Raw genomic sequence first — 18,261 nt, 5'->3', positions numbered from 1 at the left:
ACGCGCCATGGCCGCACAGGAGAGACCGGGGAAGCAGGAAGAGAAGGAGAGCGAGGGCCGAACCCTCTGGGAGCGGCTGGAACGCCAGGCCGCCGCGCCCCGCTCGACCCTGTCGCCGCACCGGATCGCCGCCGCCGCGGTCCGGCTGGCCGACGCCGAGGGGCTCGACGCCGTCACCATGCGCCGCCTGGCCACCGAGCTGGGGGTCGCCCCCATGGCCGCCTACCGCTACGTGTCGGGCAAGGACGAGCTCATCGAGCTGATGGTCGACTTCGTCTACGGCGAGCTGGTCCTCCCCGAGGAGACCGGCTGGCGGGAGACGATGCGGACCCTGGCCCTGCGCCTGCGGGCCATGATGCTGCAGCACCCCTGGATGGCGGGGACCGCGATGTTCGCCCTGACCCCGCACCAGCTGGCCGTCCCCGAGCGCGTGCTGGCCACGCTCCGCGGCCCGGATCTGGACGCCGACACGATGATGGCCCTCTTCCGCACCGTCAGCTCGTACGTCCACGGCGCCGTCGACGGCGAGGTCGCCCTCCTCCGGCTGATGCAGGAGCGCGGCTGGTCCGACGGCGACGGCACGAGGGCGGGCCTGGCCCCGCAGATGACCTCCCTCATGCGGACGGGCCGCTACCCCGCCTACGAGGCGTACATGCGCGAGGCCACCCGGAAGGACGACCTGACGTGGCAGTTCGAGACCGGCCTGGACTGCGTCCTCGACGGCATCGCCGCCCGCATGGGCATCTGAGGCACGGGAAACTCCAATCCGCTCATAGTGCGGAATAGTGACCCCGCCTCAGGAGGCGATCGTTCCGGTTTGGTTCCAGAGCTTCCGTGCGCCCTGATGGGCGGGTTGTCGGTGTGCAGATAATAGGGGCCGCATTTCGGCGGCGGGGCCCTGCGGCCCGCCTCTGCCGCAGTGCACCCGTACGCGCAGGAACACCCGGAAACACCGATGGGGGCGTCAATGAACGCTGAGCTGATGGACGACGAGCAGCGGGCGGGCGCGGCGGCGCCCGTCGTACGGCGGCGGTGGCAGCGGGCCCGCCGGGCGGCCGTCGTCGCGGCGCTCGCGCTGGGCGCCTCCCTGCTGGTCCCCCCCGCCTCCGCCCAGGCGACGGAGCAGGCCCGTCCGGCCGCCGCCGTCGCCACGGTGGAGCGTCAGGCCGGGACCGGGACCGGGGCCGCCGCGGGAGCCGAGCGCACGGGCGCCGCGTCCGCGCTGCAGGCCGCGCACGGGCACCGGTCCTCCAAGGGGCACGTGACCACGGCGGCGAAGAAGCCGAAGAAGGACAAAAAGAAGAAGAAGGGCTTCTTCAAGAAGCTCGGCATCTTCATGATCATCGTGATGATCCTGGTCTTCGTCTTCGTGATCGCCATGATCATTCTGGCGATCGTCCTGATCCGCAAGGCCCTCAAGCGCCGTCGCCCCTGAGCGGAGAACGAGGGTGCGGGGCGGCCGCGCCGCCCCGCACCCGGCCGTCAGCGGACGGACTGGTCCCCGTCGGGCACGTCCTCGACGCTCACCAGGGCCCGGGGCTGCCCGAGGCCCTTGGCCACCGCCTCGGCGATACCGCCGGGGTCGGGTGACTCGGGGAAGGGCACGGCCTCCCCGTCCCCGTAGCTCTCGATGGCCTTGACGAAGTAGCTCGGGTCCCAGGCGCCGACGGCGCCCCTGACCTCGACCGCGCGCACCGGCCGGCCGCCGGCCGCGCGCTTCAGCTCGGACAGGATGCGGTCGGAGCGGTATTCGCCGGGCACCTGGAAGAGGCTGGCGTGGGCACCCACGAGGCCGCCGTCGCGCAGCCGGACGGTCACCGTCAGGCAGCTGGTGACGCTCGGGTAGAGGATCGCGCCGCCCGGGGCGGCCTCGGCGACCTGCCCCTCCGTGATCCTCACGGGGGCCGTCGTGCCGGCCGCGGCCTTGCCCGCCACGGCCACTGCCCGCGCGGAGGGCGGAGCGGCCGCCTCCGCGATCGTCCCGGCCGCCATCTGCGCGGCCACGAGGACGGCCACCGCTGCCGCCGCCCGCCTCACCTTCACGCCGGTCGCCGGAACGCGGGTCGCCGGTACGCCGGTCGTCGAATCGCCTGTTATCTCATTCACGTGATCATTCTGCTGGCAGGCCGCTCAGACCGCCGACTCCGGGCCGAAACGGCTGCGGACCGCGATCTGGACCTCGTCCTCCTCGGCCGGATCCGCGGCGAGCCGGCGCAGCCGCTCGACGACGCGGGCGTCGGCGGTGGCGGCGTGGTGCGCGGCGAGCTCGCGGGTGGTCTCCTCGCAGTCCCACAGGCACTCGACGGCGAAGCCCTTGGCGAACGACGGGTCCGTCGCGGCCAGCGCCCGCGCCGTGCGCCCGCGCAGGTGCGAGGACGACGTCTCGCGGTAGATGTGCCGCAGGACGGGCGCGGCGCAGGTGATCCCCAGCCGCCCGGCCCCGGGCACGAGGTCCCACAGGACCGGCGCGTCGGGCCCCTCGGCCCGGACGGTGCGGCGCAGGGCGCCGAGGACGAGCGCCGCGTCGTAGGGGGCGCCCCGGGAGGCGAGCATGCCGGCCGCCGCGCCGCCGAGGGCGTCGGTGCGGTGGATCCAGGCGCGGGCGCGCTCCAGGGCGGCCGTGCCGCGCATCCGCTCGAAGGCGGTGACGGCGGCTTCGGCCACGAGCTCGCCGGGCTCGGCCGCGGCGGATTCGATGAGGTCGAGCGCCTGGGGGTCGTCGTGCTCGGCGAGGTAGCGCAGGGCGGTGGCCCGGGCGCCCTCGGGGCCGAAGGCGGCGGCCTCGATGATCTCCAGCCGGTCCTCGGGGCCCGCGACGGCGTTCAGGCAGCGGGTCGCCGGGACGTGGCGCAGCTGGACGGGGTGCAGGCCGAGGCCCTCCTGGGCCCAGTCGAGGACCTCGCGCACGCTCCAGCCGGGCCGCGGGCCGGTGGGGCGCAGCTGGCGCTGCCAGCGGTCGAAGGAGCCCTGTTCCTGCGCGGCGCGCACCCGGTCCGCGGTGGCGGGCGACTGGCCCGGGTCGGCCCACAGCCGCCAGGGGCGGGGCTCGAAGGCGTCGCGCACGGCCGCGGCGAGGGCCTGCTCGCCCTCCGGGGTCCGCGGGAAGCGGGCGAGGATGCTCTCGCCGAGGGCGAGCAGGCCCGCGTCGTCGTCGCGCAGCGCGAGCTCGTCGAGGGCCCAGGCCCAGTTGGCTCCGGAGATGGCGTACCGCCGCAGCAGCAGGAGGGCGTCCTCCCGGCCGTACGAGGCGAGGTGGCCCAGGACGGCGAGGGCGAGCCCGGTGCGCTCCTCGGCGGTGTCGAGGAGGTCGTCGGCGTCGAAGAGGTGGGCGTCGATCCCGTCGAGCCCGGCGTCGAGGTCCAGACACAGGCGCGCGTAATAGAGGGAGCGGTTCTCCACCTGCCAGTCGCGCCTGGGGTCGCTGAGGAGGCAGTGGTGGAGCGCCGCGAGCGCCTCCGCCCGCGGCGCCGCGAGGGCATGCAGGGTCCCGTCGCCGCGGCCTCGCTGAAGGAGGCCGAGCAGGGTGCCGCTGGGCGCTATGTCTGGATCGAACATGGGGTCAGCATCCGGTGCGGGGAGTCGGCTGGCAACGGGATTTCCGTCGTCCGGCATTCTTGCCGGTGTCCACCGGTGCTATGCGTGGTGAACAGGGGTAACTCGAGGTCGGTCGAGCGCCCCGCAGCCTACCTGGAGTGAGGGATTCCGCCGAGTCCTGTCCGGTTTGCCCACACCTCGGCCACTCCGCTCCCGCGTTGACCCGATTCCACTCCCCGTAATCACTTGGTCACCCCCAAGGTGAACCTTCACCACCACTTCGTCCTGCCGTAGGCATATGTCTCAGACACCACCGGATCGGGTGTTGCCAAAGCACTTACAGGCCCTCGCCCGCTGTGCAACAGTCGTTACGGCCCATCCCGCGGACCCTACGGAGCCGGCCGCTCCGCGCCCCCCAATCGGAGTACGAGATGCCGTCCCCCCTCCACGCGGATTCCTCCGCAGCTCAGCCGCCCGAGCACGGCACGGTCGACGCCCTCATCTCGCAGACGCGTCGGCTGCGCGGCGGGCTGGACGCCGTGCGGCGCGAGGCGGCCGGCCCGGAGGAGCCGGACGACGCCCGGCGGCGCTGGCACCGTGCCCTGTGCGATCTGGCCGCCCACCACCTCGACGATCTCGGGGAGCACCTCGGCCAGCTGCGCGAGGGCCCGCCGGCGCCCGGCCCGGCCGATGCCCCGGGCGCGGTGCGGACCGCCGTCCCGGCGCCCGCGGCCCCGCCCGCCACGGCCGCGGCCCGGGTCGGCAGCGCCGAGTGGAACCTCCTCACGGACGAGGCCACCTGGTCCGACGAGCTGTTCGCGCTGTTCGGCCGCCGCCCCGAGGACGGCCCGCTGACGCTGGACGAGCTGCCCTCCTGGCTGCCCGAGGAGGATCGCGGGCAGCTGACCGCGATGGTCACCGGCTGCCTGGTCGACGGCAAGCCCATCGACGGCGAGTTCCGCATCGTGCGCGGCGACGGCTCGGTCCGCACGGTGCACATGATGGGCGAGCCCGTCCTCGGGGCCGATGGCTCCACGGCCTCCATGTGGGCCGTCTTACGGGATGTCAGCGAGCTCCGCCGCAGCCGCGAGGCGGTGGACGAGACGTGCCATTCGCTGCAGCGCCGGCAGCACCTCGCCCAGGCCGAGCGCCGGCTCGCGGTCGAGCTGCAGGAAGCCGTGCTGCCACCGTGGCGCGGCTCCCTGCGCTTTCCCGAAGGCGGCACCTCGCAGTCCGACGGCTCCCCCGGCACCCTCGATCTCGCCGCTCACTACCTCCCCTCCGCCAGCAGCGCCCTCATCGGCGGTGACTGGTTCGATGCCCTGCGGCTGCCCGCGGGGCAGACCCTGCTCAGCGTCGGCGGTCTCACCGGGCACGGCGCCGCTGCCACCTCCGGCATGGCCATGCTGCTGGGCGCCCTGCGCGGCATGGCCGTGACCGGCGCCGACCCCGGCCCGCTGATGGGCTGGCTCAACCACCTCCTCGACGCCTCCGCGCAGCCCGCCCTGGGCAGCGCGGTCTGCTGCCGTTACGACCCCGCGACCCGCACCCTGACCTGGTCCCAGGCGGGCCACCCCGCGCCCCTGCTCTTCCGCCGGGGGAAGGGCCGTGCGCTGCAGCCGCCGGAGGGCATGCTGCTCGGGGCCGTCTCCGACGCCGCGTACGGACAGGCGGAGGAGCTTCTGGAGCCGGGTGACGTCCTTCTCCTGCACACCGATGGGCTCTCGCCCCACAGCGCCGGTCCGATCACCGAGACCGTCACCGACAGACTGCTGGACTTCGCCCCCCGGTTCGCCACGGCGAAGTGCGCACAGGAGTGCGTACGGGCCGTGCTGGAGGAGTTCGGCGGCAAGGAGCGCGAGGACGACGCCTGCCTGCTGATCGGGCGCGTCAACGACTGAGACGCCGGTCAACGACTGAGACCGTCGTGGCGGCGGCTTACACCGCCATCCCCTTTCCTCCCGCGCCGCCCTTCTTCGGCTGCGCCTTGGGAGCCTTGGGCAGCGCCTGCTTGATCTCCTGCCGGAGATCCTCGATCCGGGCGTACCCCGCGTACTTCCCCGTCAGGCGGTACATCTCGCGGAGCCGGTCCCAGGTGCGGTGCGAGGAGGTCTCCCCGATCGACACCAGGGCCAGCCGGGCGTAGGTGTCCGCCTGCTCGGGGTCGTTGCTGATGAAGCAGGCGGACGCCATGGAGATGTAGTCGAAGATCATCGACCGCTGGTGACCGCTTCTGCGCAGGGCCAGCGCCTCCTTGGCGTGCTGCTGGGCGATGGCCGCGGCCCCGGGGTCGTGCTCGGCGAGCGTGCGGTACGCCAGGGCCTGCATGCCGTGGAGGTCGGCCTCGTCGAAGTGCTGCATCCAGCTCGGGGGCGGCACGTCCCGCTTGTCGGAGACGAACAGCTCCTCCGCCTCGCCGAGGGTGCGCCGCATGGCCTGGCCCCGGCCCATCGACGCCTGTGCCCAGGCCTCGATGGTGTAGAGCATGGCGCGGGTGCGCGGCAGGGTCTCGTCGCCGGAGCCGGACTTGGCGAGCGTCATCAGGTCGAGGGCGTCGTCGGGCCGGCCGAGGTGCACCATCTGGCGGGCCGCGCGGGAGAGGGCCTCCCCCGCGCGGGGCCGGTCGCCCCCCTCGCGGGCCGCGTGGGCGGCGATGACGAAGTACTTCTGGGCGGTGGGCTCGAGGCCCACGTCGTGGGACATCCAGCCGGCGAGCACCGCGAGGTTCGCGGCGACGCCCCAGAGCCTGCGCTGCAGGTGCTCGGGGTGGTGGTAGGAGAGCATGCCCCCCACCTCGTTGAGCTGGCCGACCACCGCCTTGCGCTGCAGCCCGCCGCCGCGGGCCGCGTCCCACGCGCGGAACACCTCGACGGAGCGCTCCAGGGCGTCGATCTCCGTGGAGCCCACCGGCGCGGCTTCGTAGCGGTCGAGCCCGGCGGTTTCGGCATGGACGGCGTTGCTGCGCAGCGGATCGTCGAAACGTGGGGAGTCGGAGGCGAGGACCGGATCGGAGTGCAGCCAGTCGTGCATGGCGCTGCTGAGTGCTGAGCCTGCGGCGAGCGCGGCGCCCGCACCCACCAAGCCGCGTCGGTTGAGCATGAGGTCCATTCCCGTGAATTCGGTGAGGACCGCGGCGGTCCGCTCGGGCGGCCAGGGAAGGCCGTCCGAGGACTGCCCCCTACCCGCGCGCCCTCGCCGACCGAACCCGAGGTCCTCGATGGTCACGACACGGCCGAGTCGCTCGGTGAAGAGGGCTGCCAGCACCTTGGGCACGGGATCGCGCGGGGACTCCCCCATGTCGATCCAACGCCGCACCCGCGAGGTGTCGGTCGCCAGCTGCGGGTGGCCCATGACGGCCGCCTGCCGGTTCACGAGCCTCGCCAGTTCGCCCTTGGACCATCCGGCCAGGCCGAACAGATCCGCGAGGCGGGTGTTGGGTTCCCTCGTCACGTCAAGCCCCCAGGTTCTCGGCTGACTTGAAGGTAGCGGGCCGTCATGGGCCAGGCGAGTATTCGCCAGGGTTCGCCAGGGTCCGCCACATGGTGTGCCACCCGCGGGCGGGTGTGATGTAGGAACGCGCCACCCCGGCCGCCACCGGTCGGCCGAACCGGCCGGTAGCCGGACGCCCGAGAGGGACCGTCCGGGGCCCGGCCGCGGACCACGTACATTCCCCAGGGTGCACGCCGGCCCGGGGGCCGGGGGAGCGCGGCAATTCGTCGGCACACGAAGGGATCCGTTCCGCTCATGTATGCAGCCTCGTCCTCCGTGTCCGCTCCGCCCCGGCTCCGCCCTCCCCACGCCGGCGGCGGGCCGTACCTCGACCCCTCCCATGCCGCGGGGGCTGCCTTCGGGGGCGGACGGGCCCGGCGGTCCCCGGGGCTGGGAGGGCAACCGCTCAGCGGGAGAATCGACTTGTCCGGCCCTCAGGGCACGCAATTGCGCACGGTGATCGCCGCCGTGCACCGCATCTGCCCGGAGTTCAACCCCGTCCAGGTCCTGCGCCGCAGCGGGCACTCGGTCCTGCTGGTCGGCTCCACGGGCCGCACCACGGCAGTGGCCAAGTGTTTACTGGACCAGTCACCGTCCTGGACCGAGCGGTTCCGGCACGAAATAGCTACATACCGTGCGTTCGTCCGCCACCGTCCGCCGGTTCGGGTGCCGCGGCTCATCGCCGCGGACCCCGACAACTGCACGCTGGTGATCGAGCGCATGCCCGGGCGTCCCGCCGCCCTGCAGCGGCACCCCTCGGAGGCGCCGCCCCGTGCGGACGTACGAGCCGCACTGGGCGCGATCTGCAGGGTCAACCTCTGGCGGCCGCCGGCCGGCATGTTCGACATGCCGCTGGACTACGGCAAGCGCATCGCCCGCTACCACGAGCTGGGCCTGCTGACCGACCGCGACATGGGCGATCTGCAGAAGCTGCTGCACGGGCTGGCCCACGTCCAGGGGCAGTTCTGCCACGGCGACGCCCAGCTGTCCAACATCCTCCTGGCCCCCACCGGCCCCGTGCTGGTGGACTGGGACCAGGCGGGCTGGTATCTCCCGGGCTACGACCTGGCCACGCTGTGGACGGTCCTGGGCGACGCTCCCGTGGCGCGCCGTCACATCAGCCAGGTCGCCCAGCAGGCCGGTACGGTGCAGCGTGACGCCTTCCTGGTGAATCTCATGCTCGTGCTGACCCGCGAGATCCGTACCTGCGAGACGGCCGTGCAGCGAGCCGTGCACGAGCCGGCCCCGGCGGCGCCCGGCGCGGCCGAGTCGGGTGAGGAGCAGCGGCTGCTGCTGCGCCGCCTGCACGACGACTGCGCACTCGCCAGGCGCGCCGTCCGGGCAGCGGTCGGCACCCGCTGACCCACCCCCTCCGCCCCCTCCGCGACACGCCGCGCACGCTGCGCGGCGTGTCGCCGTCTCCTCCGGAGGGAAGGTGCCGGGAAGCAAGAGGCGCAGCAGCAGCCGTGGGCAACATGCATCGCATCAGCATGATTGACGGAACGTCCGCCAGGGGCTACCTCTGGTTACGTCCGGTCCCGCACGCCCGATCGCGCCCCAGACCGTTCCCGCGCGTGGCACGGGCCCGCCCCGAGGAGGCTGCATTGCGAGGATCCGCTCCCCGACCGTGGACCGCCCCCCTCAGACCCCGGCGAAGAAGACGGGCCGCGTTCAGGGCGGCCGGAGTCATGGCTTCGGCCGCCCTGTTGCTGCCCCTGGCGTCTCACGCGACGGCCACGACCACGGCCACGGACCGGCAGCCGCGCTCCGGCGCCCTGCAACGGGCCTTCGCCGAGGCCTCCCGTGAGTACCGGGTCCCGCAGAGCGTGCTGCTGGGGGTCTCCTATCTGCAGTCGCGCTGGGACGCCCACGACGGTGCGCCGAGCGTCACCGGCGGCTACGGCCCCATGCACCTCACCGATGCCGTCCACGCCCTGGCCGAGGCCCCGCACCACAGCGACGGCCGTGAGGACCCTCGGGGCGACGACGCACGCCCGGCCCCCCGGGCCGTCCGGCCGCCCGTCCTGCCGGCGGGTGAGGTCCCCGCGCGGCTGCGCACGCTGGAGCGGGCCGCGCAGGCGTCCGGCCTGTCGCGCGAGGCGCTGCGCCGGGATCCCGCCGCGAACGTCAAGGGGGGTGCCGCGCTGCTCGCGGCGGCCCAGAAGCGGCTGGGCCTGCCCCTGAGCGAGGACCCCGCCGACTGGTACGGCGCGGTGGCGGGCTATCCGGGCGCGTCGGACACGGCGACGGCCGCCACCTTCGCCCGTGACGTCTTCGACGTGATGCGGTCGGGCGAGCGGCGCACCACCGACGCGGGCCAGCGGGTCGCCCTGCCGGGCACCCCGCGCCTCGCCGGGCGCGCCGATCAGGTGCGGCGGCTGGGCCTGCCGGACGCCCCGGACGAGGGGACGGAGTGCCCGAGGACGGTGGCCTGCGAGGCGATCCCCGCGCCGTACGAGAAGCTGCAGGGCGACAATTACGGCAATCACGATCTGGCGGACCGCCCGGCCTCCCAGAAGACGGAGTTCATCGTCATCCACGACACCGAGGGGTCCTGGGAGACGACGATCAAGCTGGTCAAGGACCCGGCCTACGTCTCGTGGAACTACACCGTGCGCTCCGCGGACGGGCACGTCGCCCAGCACGTGCGCACCAAGGACGTCGCCTGGCACGCGGGCAACTGGTACGTGAACTCCAAGTCGGTCGGCATCGAGCACGAGGGCTTCCTTGCCCAGCCCGACGCCTGGTACACGGAGGAGATGTACCGCACCTCGGCCCGCCTGGTGCGGCATCTGGCGACCCGGCTCAAGATCCCCCTGGACCGCCGGCACATCCTCGGCCACGACAACGTCCCCGGCACGACGCCGTCGACCATCAGGGGCATGCACACCGACCCCGGCCCGTACTGGGACTGGGCGCACTACTTCGACCTGATGGGCAGGCCGTTCCACCCCACGGGGGGCGCGTCCGGCGGCATGGTCACCATCCTTCCGGACTACGAGGCGCACCAGCCCGCGTACACCGGCTGCACGGGCCCGGCCAAGCCCTGCGCGCCGCACGGCTCGGGTGCGGTACGGCTGCACACGGCGCCGAGTGAGCGGGCGCCGCTGGTGAAGGACGCCGGGCTGCGTCCGGACGGCAGTGCGACCACGATCGACGTCAACGACACGGGTGCCCGTGCCTCGACGGGCCAGCAGTTCGCGGTGGCGGGGCGCAAGGGCTCCTGGACGGCGATCTGGTACCTGGGCCAGCAGGCGTGGTTCCGCAACCCGTGGTCGCAGCCGACCGCCGTCAACGCCTTCGGCCGGGTGGCCACCCCGAAGGAGGGTCTGGACGAGGTCGCGGTGTACGGGCGCGCCTATCCGGAGCAGGAGGCGTATCCCCCGGGCGTCCCGGTGCAGGCCCTGGCGCCGCTGCCGTACAAGCTGCTCGCCGGCCAGTCGTACGTCGTGGGGCCGCGGGTGCCGGGCGAGTATCTGTGGGCCAAGACCTTCGATCCCGCGGGCCACAAGGTGATCAAGGGCAGGGAGGCGTACTACGAGATCCAGTTCGGGCACCGGGTGGCCTTCGTGAAGGCCGCCGACGTGACGGTGCAGCCCTCGAACCAGTAGCCCGGAGCACATGACGACGGAGCCCGGTACGGCGTCTGCCGTGCCGGGCTCCGGTGTGCGTGCGGGCGCGTGTGCGGTGGATGGTGCGGGGGCTCCGGGAGGAGCGCGGCGTCAGGCCGTCTGGAACATCTCGGCGGGCAGCGGCTTGAGGAGCTGGTAGAGCTCGTCGGTGATGGGCCGGTCCCAGCTGGCGATGGTGACGAGGATGCCGTCGCTGCGGTCGAACTGGGTGCAGGAGATGCGGCCTTCGGAGCACTTGATGCGCCGGACGATCAGCAGATTGTCCTCGTGCATGACCGGGATGTCCTCGGTCTCCAGCACCTCCACCGGCTCGTCGTTGCCGAGGGCCTGGAGGAGCTGCGTGACCTCGAAGGGCACCTGGCCCTCCTCGAGCTCGCGCACCGGGGAGCCCTCGGGCATGTTGCCGATGATCATCGCCGGGCCGCGCCCGCCGAAGAGGTCGTAGCGGAGGAAGACACCCTGGCAGCTGCCGTCGGGCGCGGGCAGCAGCCCGGCCCCGAGATCGCCCGGCCAGTCCCCCGGGTCCATGGCCAGGACGTCGAAGTCCGGCCCGGTGGGCGTGGCGCTGCGGCGGCGGAGGAAGGACATGCCCACATCGTACGTGCCCGGGGCCCTGGCGTGGCGCCGGGGAGAGCAACGGCACGGCCGTCCGCGCGCCCTGCGCGACGGGGCGGCGGAGCGGGCGTGCGGAGGGGCGGGCGGGGCCGCCGGGCGGGGCGGGCGGGGCCGTCAGGCGGGGGCGCGCAGGCTGTCCAGATGACGGCGCAGCACCGTCCGGAGGACGTCCGGGGTGAGGGTGCCGGGCTGGAGGACGGCCTGGAGGGTGAGGCCGTCGAGCAAGGCTGACAGCCGCAGGCTCTCCGTGCCGATGTCCAGGTCGGCGGGCAGGCCGCCCGCCTCCTGGCCGCCGCGCAGGACGCGGGTCACGATGCCGAGCAGCCCGTCCTGCAACTGCCGGGCGTGGGGCAGCAGTCCCGGCCGGGTGCGGGCCGCCGTGGCGAAGGCGATCCACAGGACGGCCTCTTCGTGGCGCTCCTGGTCGAGGGGGAGGAATTCGGCGAGGAGGTCCTCGGCGCGGGTGCGGGGCTCCGCCGCGTCTGCGGGGTCGAGGAGCCGGTCGGCGTGGGCGCGGACGCGGGCCTCGATACGGCCGGTCAGCTCCCCCATCGCGAAGATCACCAGTTCGTCGTGGTCGCTGAAGTAGTGGCGTACGGATCCGATGGCGAGGCCCGCCTCTTCGGCGACGTTGCGCAGGGAGGCGGCCTCCAGGCCGCGCCGGCCCACGACGCGGAGGACGGCTTCGGCGACCGCTCTGCGGCGCGCCCGGGGGTCGACGATCTTCGGCATGCGGGCTTTATAGCACGGTCGAGCTACCATCTTTTTGGCGCGACCGTGCCAAAAAGAGAGAACGAGACCGGAAGGGGTAGCCGATGAACGGCTGGCTGCTGGGGGCGATCATCGCCGTGGTGGTGATCGTCGTGGTGATCAAGCGGCTGAAGGGGGAGCCGCTCAACGCGCGCGACCTGCTGGTACCGCCGGTGGTCCTGACGACCATCGGCGTCGCGTCCCTGGCGAAGGCGCGGCAGGTGACGGGGGCGGACCTGGCCTGGGTGGTCCCCGGCGCCCTCCTGAGCTGCGGGCTCGGCGCGGTGCGCGGGGCCACCGTCCAGCTCTTCGAGAAGTCCGGGGCGCTCTGGCAGCGCTATACGGGCCGGACGTTCCTGGTCCTCGCGGGATCCCTGGTGATCATGGGCGGCTTCGGCCTGCTCGCCACGCACGCGGGCGTGTCCGAGGGCGCGCGACCGGTCCAGCTGAACATCGGCGTCAGCTTCCTCGGCGAGGCGCTGGTCATCGGCGCGCGGGGCCTGGCGAGCGGGGTGCCCTTCGCCCCCGAGCGCCCGCGCCGCTGACGCCACCGATGCCACCGACACCGCTGACGCCACTTATGCCGCCGCGAGCGTTCCCGGCGGGCGGTCCACCCGCTGCGGAACGTGATCAAGAGCCCGCCCGGACGCAGCTTGTGGGGGCGCTGTCCGGGCGGACCGACGGCCGAAGACGCCGCTGCGGGCGCACGCTACCAGGCAGTGACGAGGTCTCCCTTTCCCGGAATCGCCGACCTGGAGCAAATGAGTGAATTCCCGAAACTTCCGTTATGGGCCCGAGTTACTCAGGTCGCTTCCCTGTCTGTGAGAGGCAGCTAATCGATCGAAAGGCACAGACGTGCTCAAGAAGGTACTCACGACGGCCGCCGTGACGGTTACCACAGTCGGCACCATCGCCGGCCCGGCCATGGCGATCGGCAACGACCAGGACGTGGCCAACGGCAACGCTTCGCACACCGGTTACGGCAACACGAAGACCGGCGGCAAGCAGAGCCCGCAGATGAGCCTGATCCAGGGCACGCTCAACAAGCCGTGCCTCGGCATCGGGAAGATCGGTGTCCAGTCGCTCATCGCGCTGCTCAACATCGGCATCCAGGACATCCCGATCCTCACGTCCCAGCAGCAGCAGCAGTGCACCGACAACTCGACGATCAGCGACGGGGACGACCCGCTGTCGCACATCCTCGACGAGATCCCGATCATTTCGGGCAACGGCTCCGGCAACAAGGGCGGCGGCCACCCCGGCCTGCACGGCCTGCACGGCGGCCACCCCGGCTTCGGCGGCCACTGAGCCACGCCGTCGTCGGACGGATCTCCCCCTGTCTCGGGTGCACGGGCCCCGGGGCAGGGGGATTCCCCTGTCCGGACACCTGCAGGAACCTGCAGGTCAGGGCGGTGGGCGCCGGTCCCCGGCCGGGTCGTATACGATGACCGCGTGACTATGCTCGTCAAACGCCGCCACGTGGACCTCCTCCGCGTCACGAGCATGTCCTGTCGCCGCTACGGCTGATCTTTCTTCCCGCCCAGCCCTCTCCACGGGCCGTGGCCTGCTTTTCCTTCCTACTTTTCCTGCCGTTCCCCGGTCCCGCTCCGCCCTGCCCGCGTACCCGCGTACCCGTGGCGGCGGAGCGGCCGTCCGGCGCACCGCCGTACGGAATTCCGGGCCCTCACGCTGTGGACAACCCTCATGAGCAACAAGCTTCCCGTCCTCGACCTCTCCGCCGCCTCCGCCGGTCCCGAGGCCCGTGCCCGCTTCCACGAGGAGCTGCACTCGGCCGCCCGTGACGTGGGCTTCTTCCACCTCACCGGCCACGGCGTCACCGAGGCCGAGACCGCCGACCTGTGGCGCACCATGCGCGAGTTCTTCGCGCTCCCCGAGGCCGACCGGCTGTCCGTCAGCAACCTCAACTCCCCCCACTTCCGCGGCTACACCCGCACAGGCGACGAGCGGACGGGCGGGAGCCAGGACTGGCGCGACCAGCTCGACATAGGCGCCGAGCGCGAGGCGCGCGTGCCGGGCACGGACGAGCCGGGCTACTGGTGGCTCGAAGGCCCGAACCAGTGGCCCGCGGCCCTCCCCGAGCTGCGCACCGCCGCCCTGCGCTGGATCGACCGGCTGAGCGGGGTGGCCGAGCGGCTGCTGCACGAGCTGCTGACCGCGATCGGCGCCCCCGAGGACTTCTACGACAAGGCCTTCGCCGACCGCCCGCACCTGCACCTGAAGCTGGTCCGCTACCCCGGCAGCGCGCCGGACGGCGCCGGCCAGGGCGTGGGCGCGCACAAGGACTACGGCTTCCTGACCCTGCTGCTGCAGGACGAGGTCGGTGGCCTCCAAGTGGAGGGCTCCGACGGGTCGTTCATCGACGTGCCGCCGGTGCCGGGCGCGTTCGTCATCAACCTCGGCGAACTGCTGGAGGTGGCCACGAACGGCTACCTGAAGGCGACCAACCACCGCGTGGTCAGCCCGTCCGGCACCCGCGAGCGCTTCTCGGTCCCGTTCTTCTACAACCCGCGCCTGGACGCCCGCATCGAGCCGGTGCCCTTCGCGCACGCCGACCGGGCCCCGGGCGTCACCCAGGACGACCGCAACCCGCTGTTCGCGGAGTACGGCCGCAACGAGATCAAGGGCTGGCTGCGCGCCCACCCGCAGGTGGCCGCCCGCCACCACGCCGCCCTGCTGACGGAGGGCGCCCTCATGGGCTGACCACCCGTCAGGTGAGGTCGAACTCGCCCTCGCGCGCGCCGCGTACGAACGCCCGCCAGTCCCCTGGGGTGAAGACCAGCGCGGGCCCGTCGGGATTGCGTGCGTTGCGCATGGCGATGAAGCCTTCGACGAAGGCGATCTGGACATCGCCGGTCCCCCGGCTGCTCGACAGCCAGGCGGCGTTGCCGAGGTCGAGCTCGGGCGCGATGTCGCCCGCCGGTCGTTCAGTCGTGCTCTCCGCCACTGCTGAAGCTCCTCCCGGTCGTCGTCCCGCGCCCACCCTAGCGAGCGCGGCGTGCGCCGGACAGGCCGCACAACGGCGAACGCTCCGCCGTGCGCTCCTTCAGGTGGTGGGGGGTTCGTCGCCCACCACCCACATGGAGAAGAACTGCGCGCCCCCTCCGTAGGCGTGGCCGAGTGCCTTGCGGGCGCCGTCGACCTGGTGCTCCCCCGCCCTCCCCCGCACCTGGAGGGCGGCCTCGGCGAAGCGGATGAGGCCGGAGGCGCCGATGGGGTTGGTGGACAGGACGCCGCCCGAGGGGTTGACGGGCAGTTCGCCGTCCAGCTCCGTGGCCCCGGAGGCGGTGAGCTTCCAGCCCTCGCCCTCGGCGGCGAAGCCGAGGTTCTCCAGCCACATCGGCTCGTACCAGCTGAAGGGCACGTACAGTTCGGCGGCGTCGATCTCGCGCCGCGGGTCGGTGACGCCCGCCTGCCGGTAGACCTCGGCGGCGCAGTCGCGCCCCGCGCGCGGCGAGACGAAGTCCTTGCCGGCGAAGAGCGTGGGTTCGCTGCGCATGGCGCCGCCGTGCACCCAGGCGGGCGGGTGCGGGGCGCGGGCGGCGCCCCGGCGGTCGGTGAGGACCATCGCGCAGGCGCCGTCGGAGGAGGGGCAGGTCTCGGAGTAGCGGACCGGGTCCCACAGCATGGGCGAGGACTGCACCCGTTCCAGGGTGAGGCCGTGCTCGTGCAGGTGGGCCCACGGGTTCTTCAGGGCGTTGCGGCGGTCCTTGTAGGCGACGAGGGAGCCCACGGAGTCGGGTGCTCCGCTGCGGCGCACGTAGGCCCGTACGTGCGGGGCGAAGAATCCTCCGGCGCCGGCCAGCAGGGGCTGCTGGAAGGGGACGGGCAGGGACAGGCCCCACATGGCGTTGGACTCGGACTGCTTCTCGAAGGCCACGGCGAGGACGGTCCGGTGGACGCGGGCCGCGACGAGGTCGGCGGCGACGAGGGCCGTGGAGCCGCCGACCGAGCCGGCGGTGTGCACGCGCAGGACGGGCTTGCCGACGGCGCCGAGGGCGTCGGCGAGGCAGAGCTCGGGCATCATCACGCCCTCGAAGAAGTCGGGGGCCTTGCCGAGGACGACGGCGTCGGTGTCCGCCCACGACAGCCCCGCGTCCTCCAGGGCGCGCACGGCGGCCTCGCGGACGAGTCCGGCCAGGGAGACGTCCCGGCGGGCCGCGGCGTGCTTGGTCTGGCCTATGCCGACGACGGCCACGGGTTCCTTGCTCACCGGGTGTCCCCCTCCAGCACGGCGACGAGGTTGTGCTGCAGGCAGGGCCCGGACGTGGCGTGGGCCAGGGCCCGGTCCGAGGCGCCCCGGTGGATGCGGGCGGCGGCCTCGCCCAGGCGGATCAGACCGGTGGCCATGACGGGGTCGGCGGCGAGCGCGCCGCCGGAGGGGTTGACCGCGACGGTGCCGTCCAGGCGCAGCGCCCGCCGCAGGACGACTTCCTGCGAGGTGAAGGGGGCGTGGAGTTCGGCCGTGTCGACGGGGGCGCGGAAGGCTCCGGCGCGTTCGGCGGCGAGGCGGGTGGACGGGGAGTCGGTCAGGTCCCGCAGGCCCAGGGCCTGGGCCTCGATGCGGTGGTCGATGCCGCGGATCCAGGCGGGGCGGGCGCACATGCGGCGGGCGGTGTCGCCGGCGGCGAGGACGACGGCGGCCGCTCCGTCGGTGACGGCCGAGCAGTCGGCCGCGCGCAGGGGCCGCACGACGTACTCGCCCGCGGGGGCCTCGGCGCCGTCCCGCCGGGCGAGGGCCGCCAGGGCCTCCTCGCCGGTGTGGCCGGCGTCGATGAGGGCCTGGGCCTGGAGGGCGGCCAGGGAGACGGAGTCGGGCCACAGGGGTGCGACGTAGTAGGGGTCGAGCTGGCGGGTGAGGACGTCCCGCAGGGGGCCGGCGGAGGGCTTTCCGTGGGCGTAGACGAGGGCGGTGCCGGCCCGGCCGGTGAGGATCTTCACCCAGGCCTCGTGGAGCGCCCAGGCGCCGTCCGTCTCCACGTGGGACTCGGCGACGGGCGGCCAGGCGCCGACGCCGTCGAGGGTCAGGGTGAAGGAGAAGGGGCGGCCGGCGAGGTAGTCGCTCGACCCCGAGCAGGTGAAGTCCGCCTCGCCGGGGGCGAGTCCGGCCTGCTCCAGCGCCTCGCGCAGGACGGGCAGCAGCATCTCCGTCTCGGACAGCCCCTCGGCGGAGCCGCGGGGGTCGCTGCGGGCGAAGGCGACGATCGCGACGTCGCGGGAGGCCGGGCCGCGGTCGCCGCCCGCGTCGGCGGGCTTCACAGCAGCTCCTTGTAGGTGTCGTGGGCGGCGTCGGGTTCCCCGGTGGGCCGGTAGTGGTCGGGGTGGCGGCCGTCCGCGCCCCACACGGGCTCGACGCGCAGGCCCATGCGCACCTGGTCGTACGGGATACCGCCGATGCGTCCGTGGAGGGCGAGGTCGGCCCCGTCCAGGGCGATGTGGGCGTAGACGTAGGGGACCTCGATGCCGGCGTCCTTGGCCTTGATGTTGACGATGCAGAAGGTGGTGACGGTCCCGCGCGGGCCGACCTCGACCTGCTCGGTCGCGGCGACGCCGCAGGTGGGGCAGGCGCCGCGGGGCGGGACGTGGACCTTGCGGCAGGAGGGGCAGCGTTCGCCGGTGATCCGCCGCTCGGCGAGCGCGGCGAGGTGGCGGCTCTGGGCCCGGCCGGGCGTGTAGGTGTAGTCGAGCCGGGCGGGGGCGACGATGCCCGTGACGGGGTCGGCGAAGTCGCCGTCGTGCGGGGTGGGCCTCCGGAGGCCTGCCGCTCCGTCGTCCTCGTGGGGGTCGCAGGGCTCGAAGCAGCCGATGTCGGTGACGGCGCCGGTGCGCTCCGGCGCCCAGCGGATGCGGACGCGCATGCCGGTCCGTACGGCGTGGGGCCCGGGGGCGTCGAGGACGTGCAGGAGGGCGGTGTCGGCGCCGTCGAGGCGCACCAGGACCCAGGCGAAGGGGGTGCGCAGGGGCTGGCGGGGCCGGGGGGCGGGGTTCCAGGCCCAGGTGGTGACGGTGCCGGTGGGGGCGACCTCGACGAGGTCGCGGATCTCCTCGGCGGTGACGGGGTCGTATTCGACGGGCGGTACGAGGACGCGCCCGTCGCGGGTGCGCACGCCGAGGACGGTGCGCTCGCGGAGGCCGGTGAGGAAGGCGCTCTGCACGGGGCCGAGGGAGCGGGTGAAGGGGAAGGAGACGGTCAGGGGTGCGGTGAGGATCTCCGGCACGGCGG

General features: G+C 73.5%; 18 protein-coding genes. 9 read left to right on the top strand and 9 right to left on the bottom strand.

What is annotated here, in order from left to right:
• The first annotated feature begins 7 nt into the window (after nt 1-7).
• Entirely contained in the window at nt 8-748 is a 741-nt protein-coding gene (locus ACFPP6_RS24320) for a TetR/AcrR family transcriptional regulator (protein WP_382046082.1), read from the top strand.
• A gap of 219 nt (nt 749-967) precedes the next feature.
• Nucleotides 968-1,435: a hypothetical protein gene (locus ACFPP6_RS24315; protein ID WP_382046079.1), complete on the top strand. Its 468-nt coding sequence runs from the start codon at nt 968-970 to the stop codon at nt 1,433-1,435.
• Nucleotides 1,436-1,482: 47 nt separating this feature from the next.
• Here ACFPP6_RS24315 and ACFPP6_RS24310 read toward each other — a convergent pair whose 3' ends face one another.
• Together ACFPP6_RS24310 and ACFPP6_RS24305 are read right to left on the bottom strand one after the other, a co-directional pair.
• A complete protein-coding gene (locus ACFPP6_RS24310) occupies nt 1,483-2,106 on the bottom strand; it encodes a hypothetical protein (protein ID WP_382046076.1) in 624 nt (207 codons plus the stop codon).
• Between the two features lie 24 nt (nt 2,107-2,130).
• Nucleotides 2,131-3,555 (bottom strand): HEAT repeat domain-containing protein, encoded by a 1,425-nt coding sequence (locus ACFPP6_RS24305; protein ID WP_382046073.1) that lies wholly within the window; start codon nt 3,553-3,555, stop codon nt 2,131-2,133.
• A gap of 410 nt (nt 3,556-3,965) precedes the next feature.
• Here ACFPP6_RS24305 and ACFPP6_RS24300 point away from each other — a divergent pair, with 410 nt between their 5' ends.
• The gene (locus ACFPP6_RS24300) at nt 3,966-5,435 is read left to right on the top strand and encodes a PP2C family protein-serine/threonine phosphatase (protein ID WP_382046071.1); all 1,470 of its coding nucleotides are present in this window, start codon (nt 3,966-3,968) and stop codon (nt 5,433-5,435) included.
• A 37-nt stretch (nt 5,436-5,472) separates the two neighbouring features.
• Here ACFPP6_RS24300 and ACFPP6_RS24295 read toward each other — a convergent pair whose 3' ends face one another.
• Nucleotides 5,473-6,984, bottom strand: coding sequence for a DNA-binding protein NsdB (locus ACFPP6_RS24295; RefSeq protein WP_382046068.1), 1,512 nt, complete (start codon nt 6,982-6,984; stop codon nt 5,473-5,475).
• Nucleotides 6,985-7,278: 294 nt separating this feature from the next.
• On the opposite strand from ACFPP6_RS24295, the gene ACFPP6_RS24290 reads away from it, so the two are divergent.
• Both ACFPP6_RS24290 and ACFPP6_RS24285 read left to right on the top strand, forming a co-directional pair.
• Nucleotides 7,279-8,385: an aminoglycoside phosphotransferase family protein gene (locus tag ACFPP6_RS24290; protein WP_382046065.1), complete on the top strand. Its 1,107-nt coding sequence runs from the start codon at nt 7,279-7,281 to the stop codon at nt 8,383-8,385.
• 242 nt (nt 8,386-8,627) lie between these two features.
• On the top strand, nt 8,628-10,634 hold the full coding sequence (locus ACFPP6_RS24285) for an N-acetylmuramoyl-L-alanine amidase (RefSeq protein WP_382046062.1): 2,007 nt from the start codon (nt 8,628-8,630) through the stop codon (nt 10,632-10,634).
• A 111-nt stretch (nt 10,635-10,745) separates the two neighbouring features.
• Here ACFPP6_RS24285 and ACFPP6_RS24280 read toward each other — a convergent pair whose 3' ends face one another.
• Both ACFPP6_RS24280 and ACFPP6_RS24275 read right to left on the bottom strand, forming a co-directional pair.
• Nucleotides 10,746-11,243 carry a hypothetical protein gene (locus ACFPP6_RS24280; RefSeq protein ID WP_382046059.1) on the bottom strand — a complete coding sequence of 166 codons (498 nt, stop codon included), beginning with the start codon at nt 11,241-11,243 and terminating at the stop codon, nt 10,746-10,748.
• 141 nt (nt 11,244-11,384) lie between these two features.
• Nucleotides 11,385-12,002, bottom strand: coding sequence for a TetR/AcrR family transcriptional regulator (locus ACFPP6_RS24275; RefSeq protein ID WP_382046056.1), 618 nt, complete (start codon nt 12,000-12,002; stop codon nt 11,385-11,387).
• Between the two features lie 83 nt (nt 12,003-12,085).
• Between ACFPP6_RS24275 and ACFPP6_RS24270 the strand changes: the two genes are divergently transcribed.
• From ACFPP6_RS24270 to ACFPP6_RS24255, 4 genes are all read left to right on the top strand, one after another.
• Nucleotides 12,086-12,565, top strand: coding sequence for a DUF1453 domain-containing protein (locus ACFPP6_RS24270; protein ID WP_382046053.1), 480 nt, complete (start codon nt 12,086-12,088; stop codon nt 12,563-12,565).
• 310 nt (nt 12,566-12,875) lie between these two features.
• Nucleotides 12,876-13,328: a rodlin gene (locus ACFPP6_RS24265; protein WP_382046050.1), complete on the top strand. Its 453-nt coding sequence runs from the start codon at nt 12,876-12,878 to the stop codon at nt 13,326-13,328.
• Nucleotides 13,329-13,472: 144 nt separating this feature from the next.
• Nucleotides 13,473-13,547: a putative leader peptide gene (locus ACFPP6_RS24260; protein ID WP_353620260.1), complete on the top strand. Its 75-nt coding sequence runs from the start codon at nt 13,473-13,475 to the stop codon at nt 13,545-13,547.
• A 177-nt stretch (nt 13,548-13,724) separates the two neighbouring features.
• On the top strand, nt 13,725-14,741 hold the full coding sequence (locus ACFPP6_RS24255) for an isopenicillin N synthase family dioxygenase (protein ID WP_382046047.1): 1,017 nt from the start codon (nt 13,725-13,727) through the stop codon (nt 14,739-14,741).
• Between the two features lie 7 nt (nt 14,742-14,748).
• On the opposite strand, the gene ACFPP6_RS24250 is transcribed toward ACFPP6_RS24255, so the two are convergent.
• The 4 genes from ACFPP6_RS24250 to ACFPP6_RS24235 all read right to left on the bottom strand — a co-directional run bounded on the left by ACFPP6_RS24250 (nt 14,749) and on the right by ACFPP6_RS24235 (nt 18,256).
• Nucleotides 14,749-14,985: a DUF397 domain-containing protein gene (locus ACFPP6_RS24250; protein ID WP_382046044.1), complete on the bottom strand. Its 237-nt coding sequence runs from the start codon at nt 14,983-14,985 to the stop codon at nt 14,749-14,751.
• 99 nt (nt 14,986-15,084) lie between these two features.
• Nucleotides 15,085-16,251 (bottom strand): thiolase domain-containing protein, encoded by a 1,167-nt coding sequence (locus ACFPP6_RS24245; protein ID WP_382046041.1) that lies wholly within the window; start codon nt 16,249-16,251, stop codon nt 15,085-15,087.
• Nucleotides 16,248-17,297, bottom strand: coding sequence for a lipid-transfer protein (locus ACFPP6_RS24240; protein WP_382046038.1), 1,050 nt, complete (start codon nt 17,295-17,297; stop codon nt 16,248-16,250). The genes ACFPP6_RS24245 and ACFPP6_RS24240 overlap by 4 nt, the downstream gene beginning before the upstream one ends.
• On the bottom strand, nt 17,294-18,256 hold the full coding sequence (locus ACFPP6_RS24235; protein WP_382046035.1) for a Zn-ribbon domain-containing OB-fold protein: 963 nt from the start codon (nt 18,254-18,256) through the stop codon (nt 17,294-17,296). The genes ACFPP6_RS24240 and ACFPP6_RS24235 overlap by 4 nt, the downstream gene beginning before the upstream one ends.
• Between the last annotated feature and the right edge of the window lie 5 nt (nt 18,257-18,261).

It is taken from the genome of Streptomyces aureoversilis, from assembly GCF_042657885.1.
In the GTDB taxonomy this organism is placed as follows: Bacteria; Actinomycetota; Actinomycetes; order Streptomycetales; family Streptomycetaceae; genus Streptomyces; species Streptomyces aureoversilis.
The sequence above is the reverse complement of the archived record's forward strand: the minus strand, read 5'-3'. Positions and strand labels throughout refer to the sequence as shown.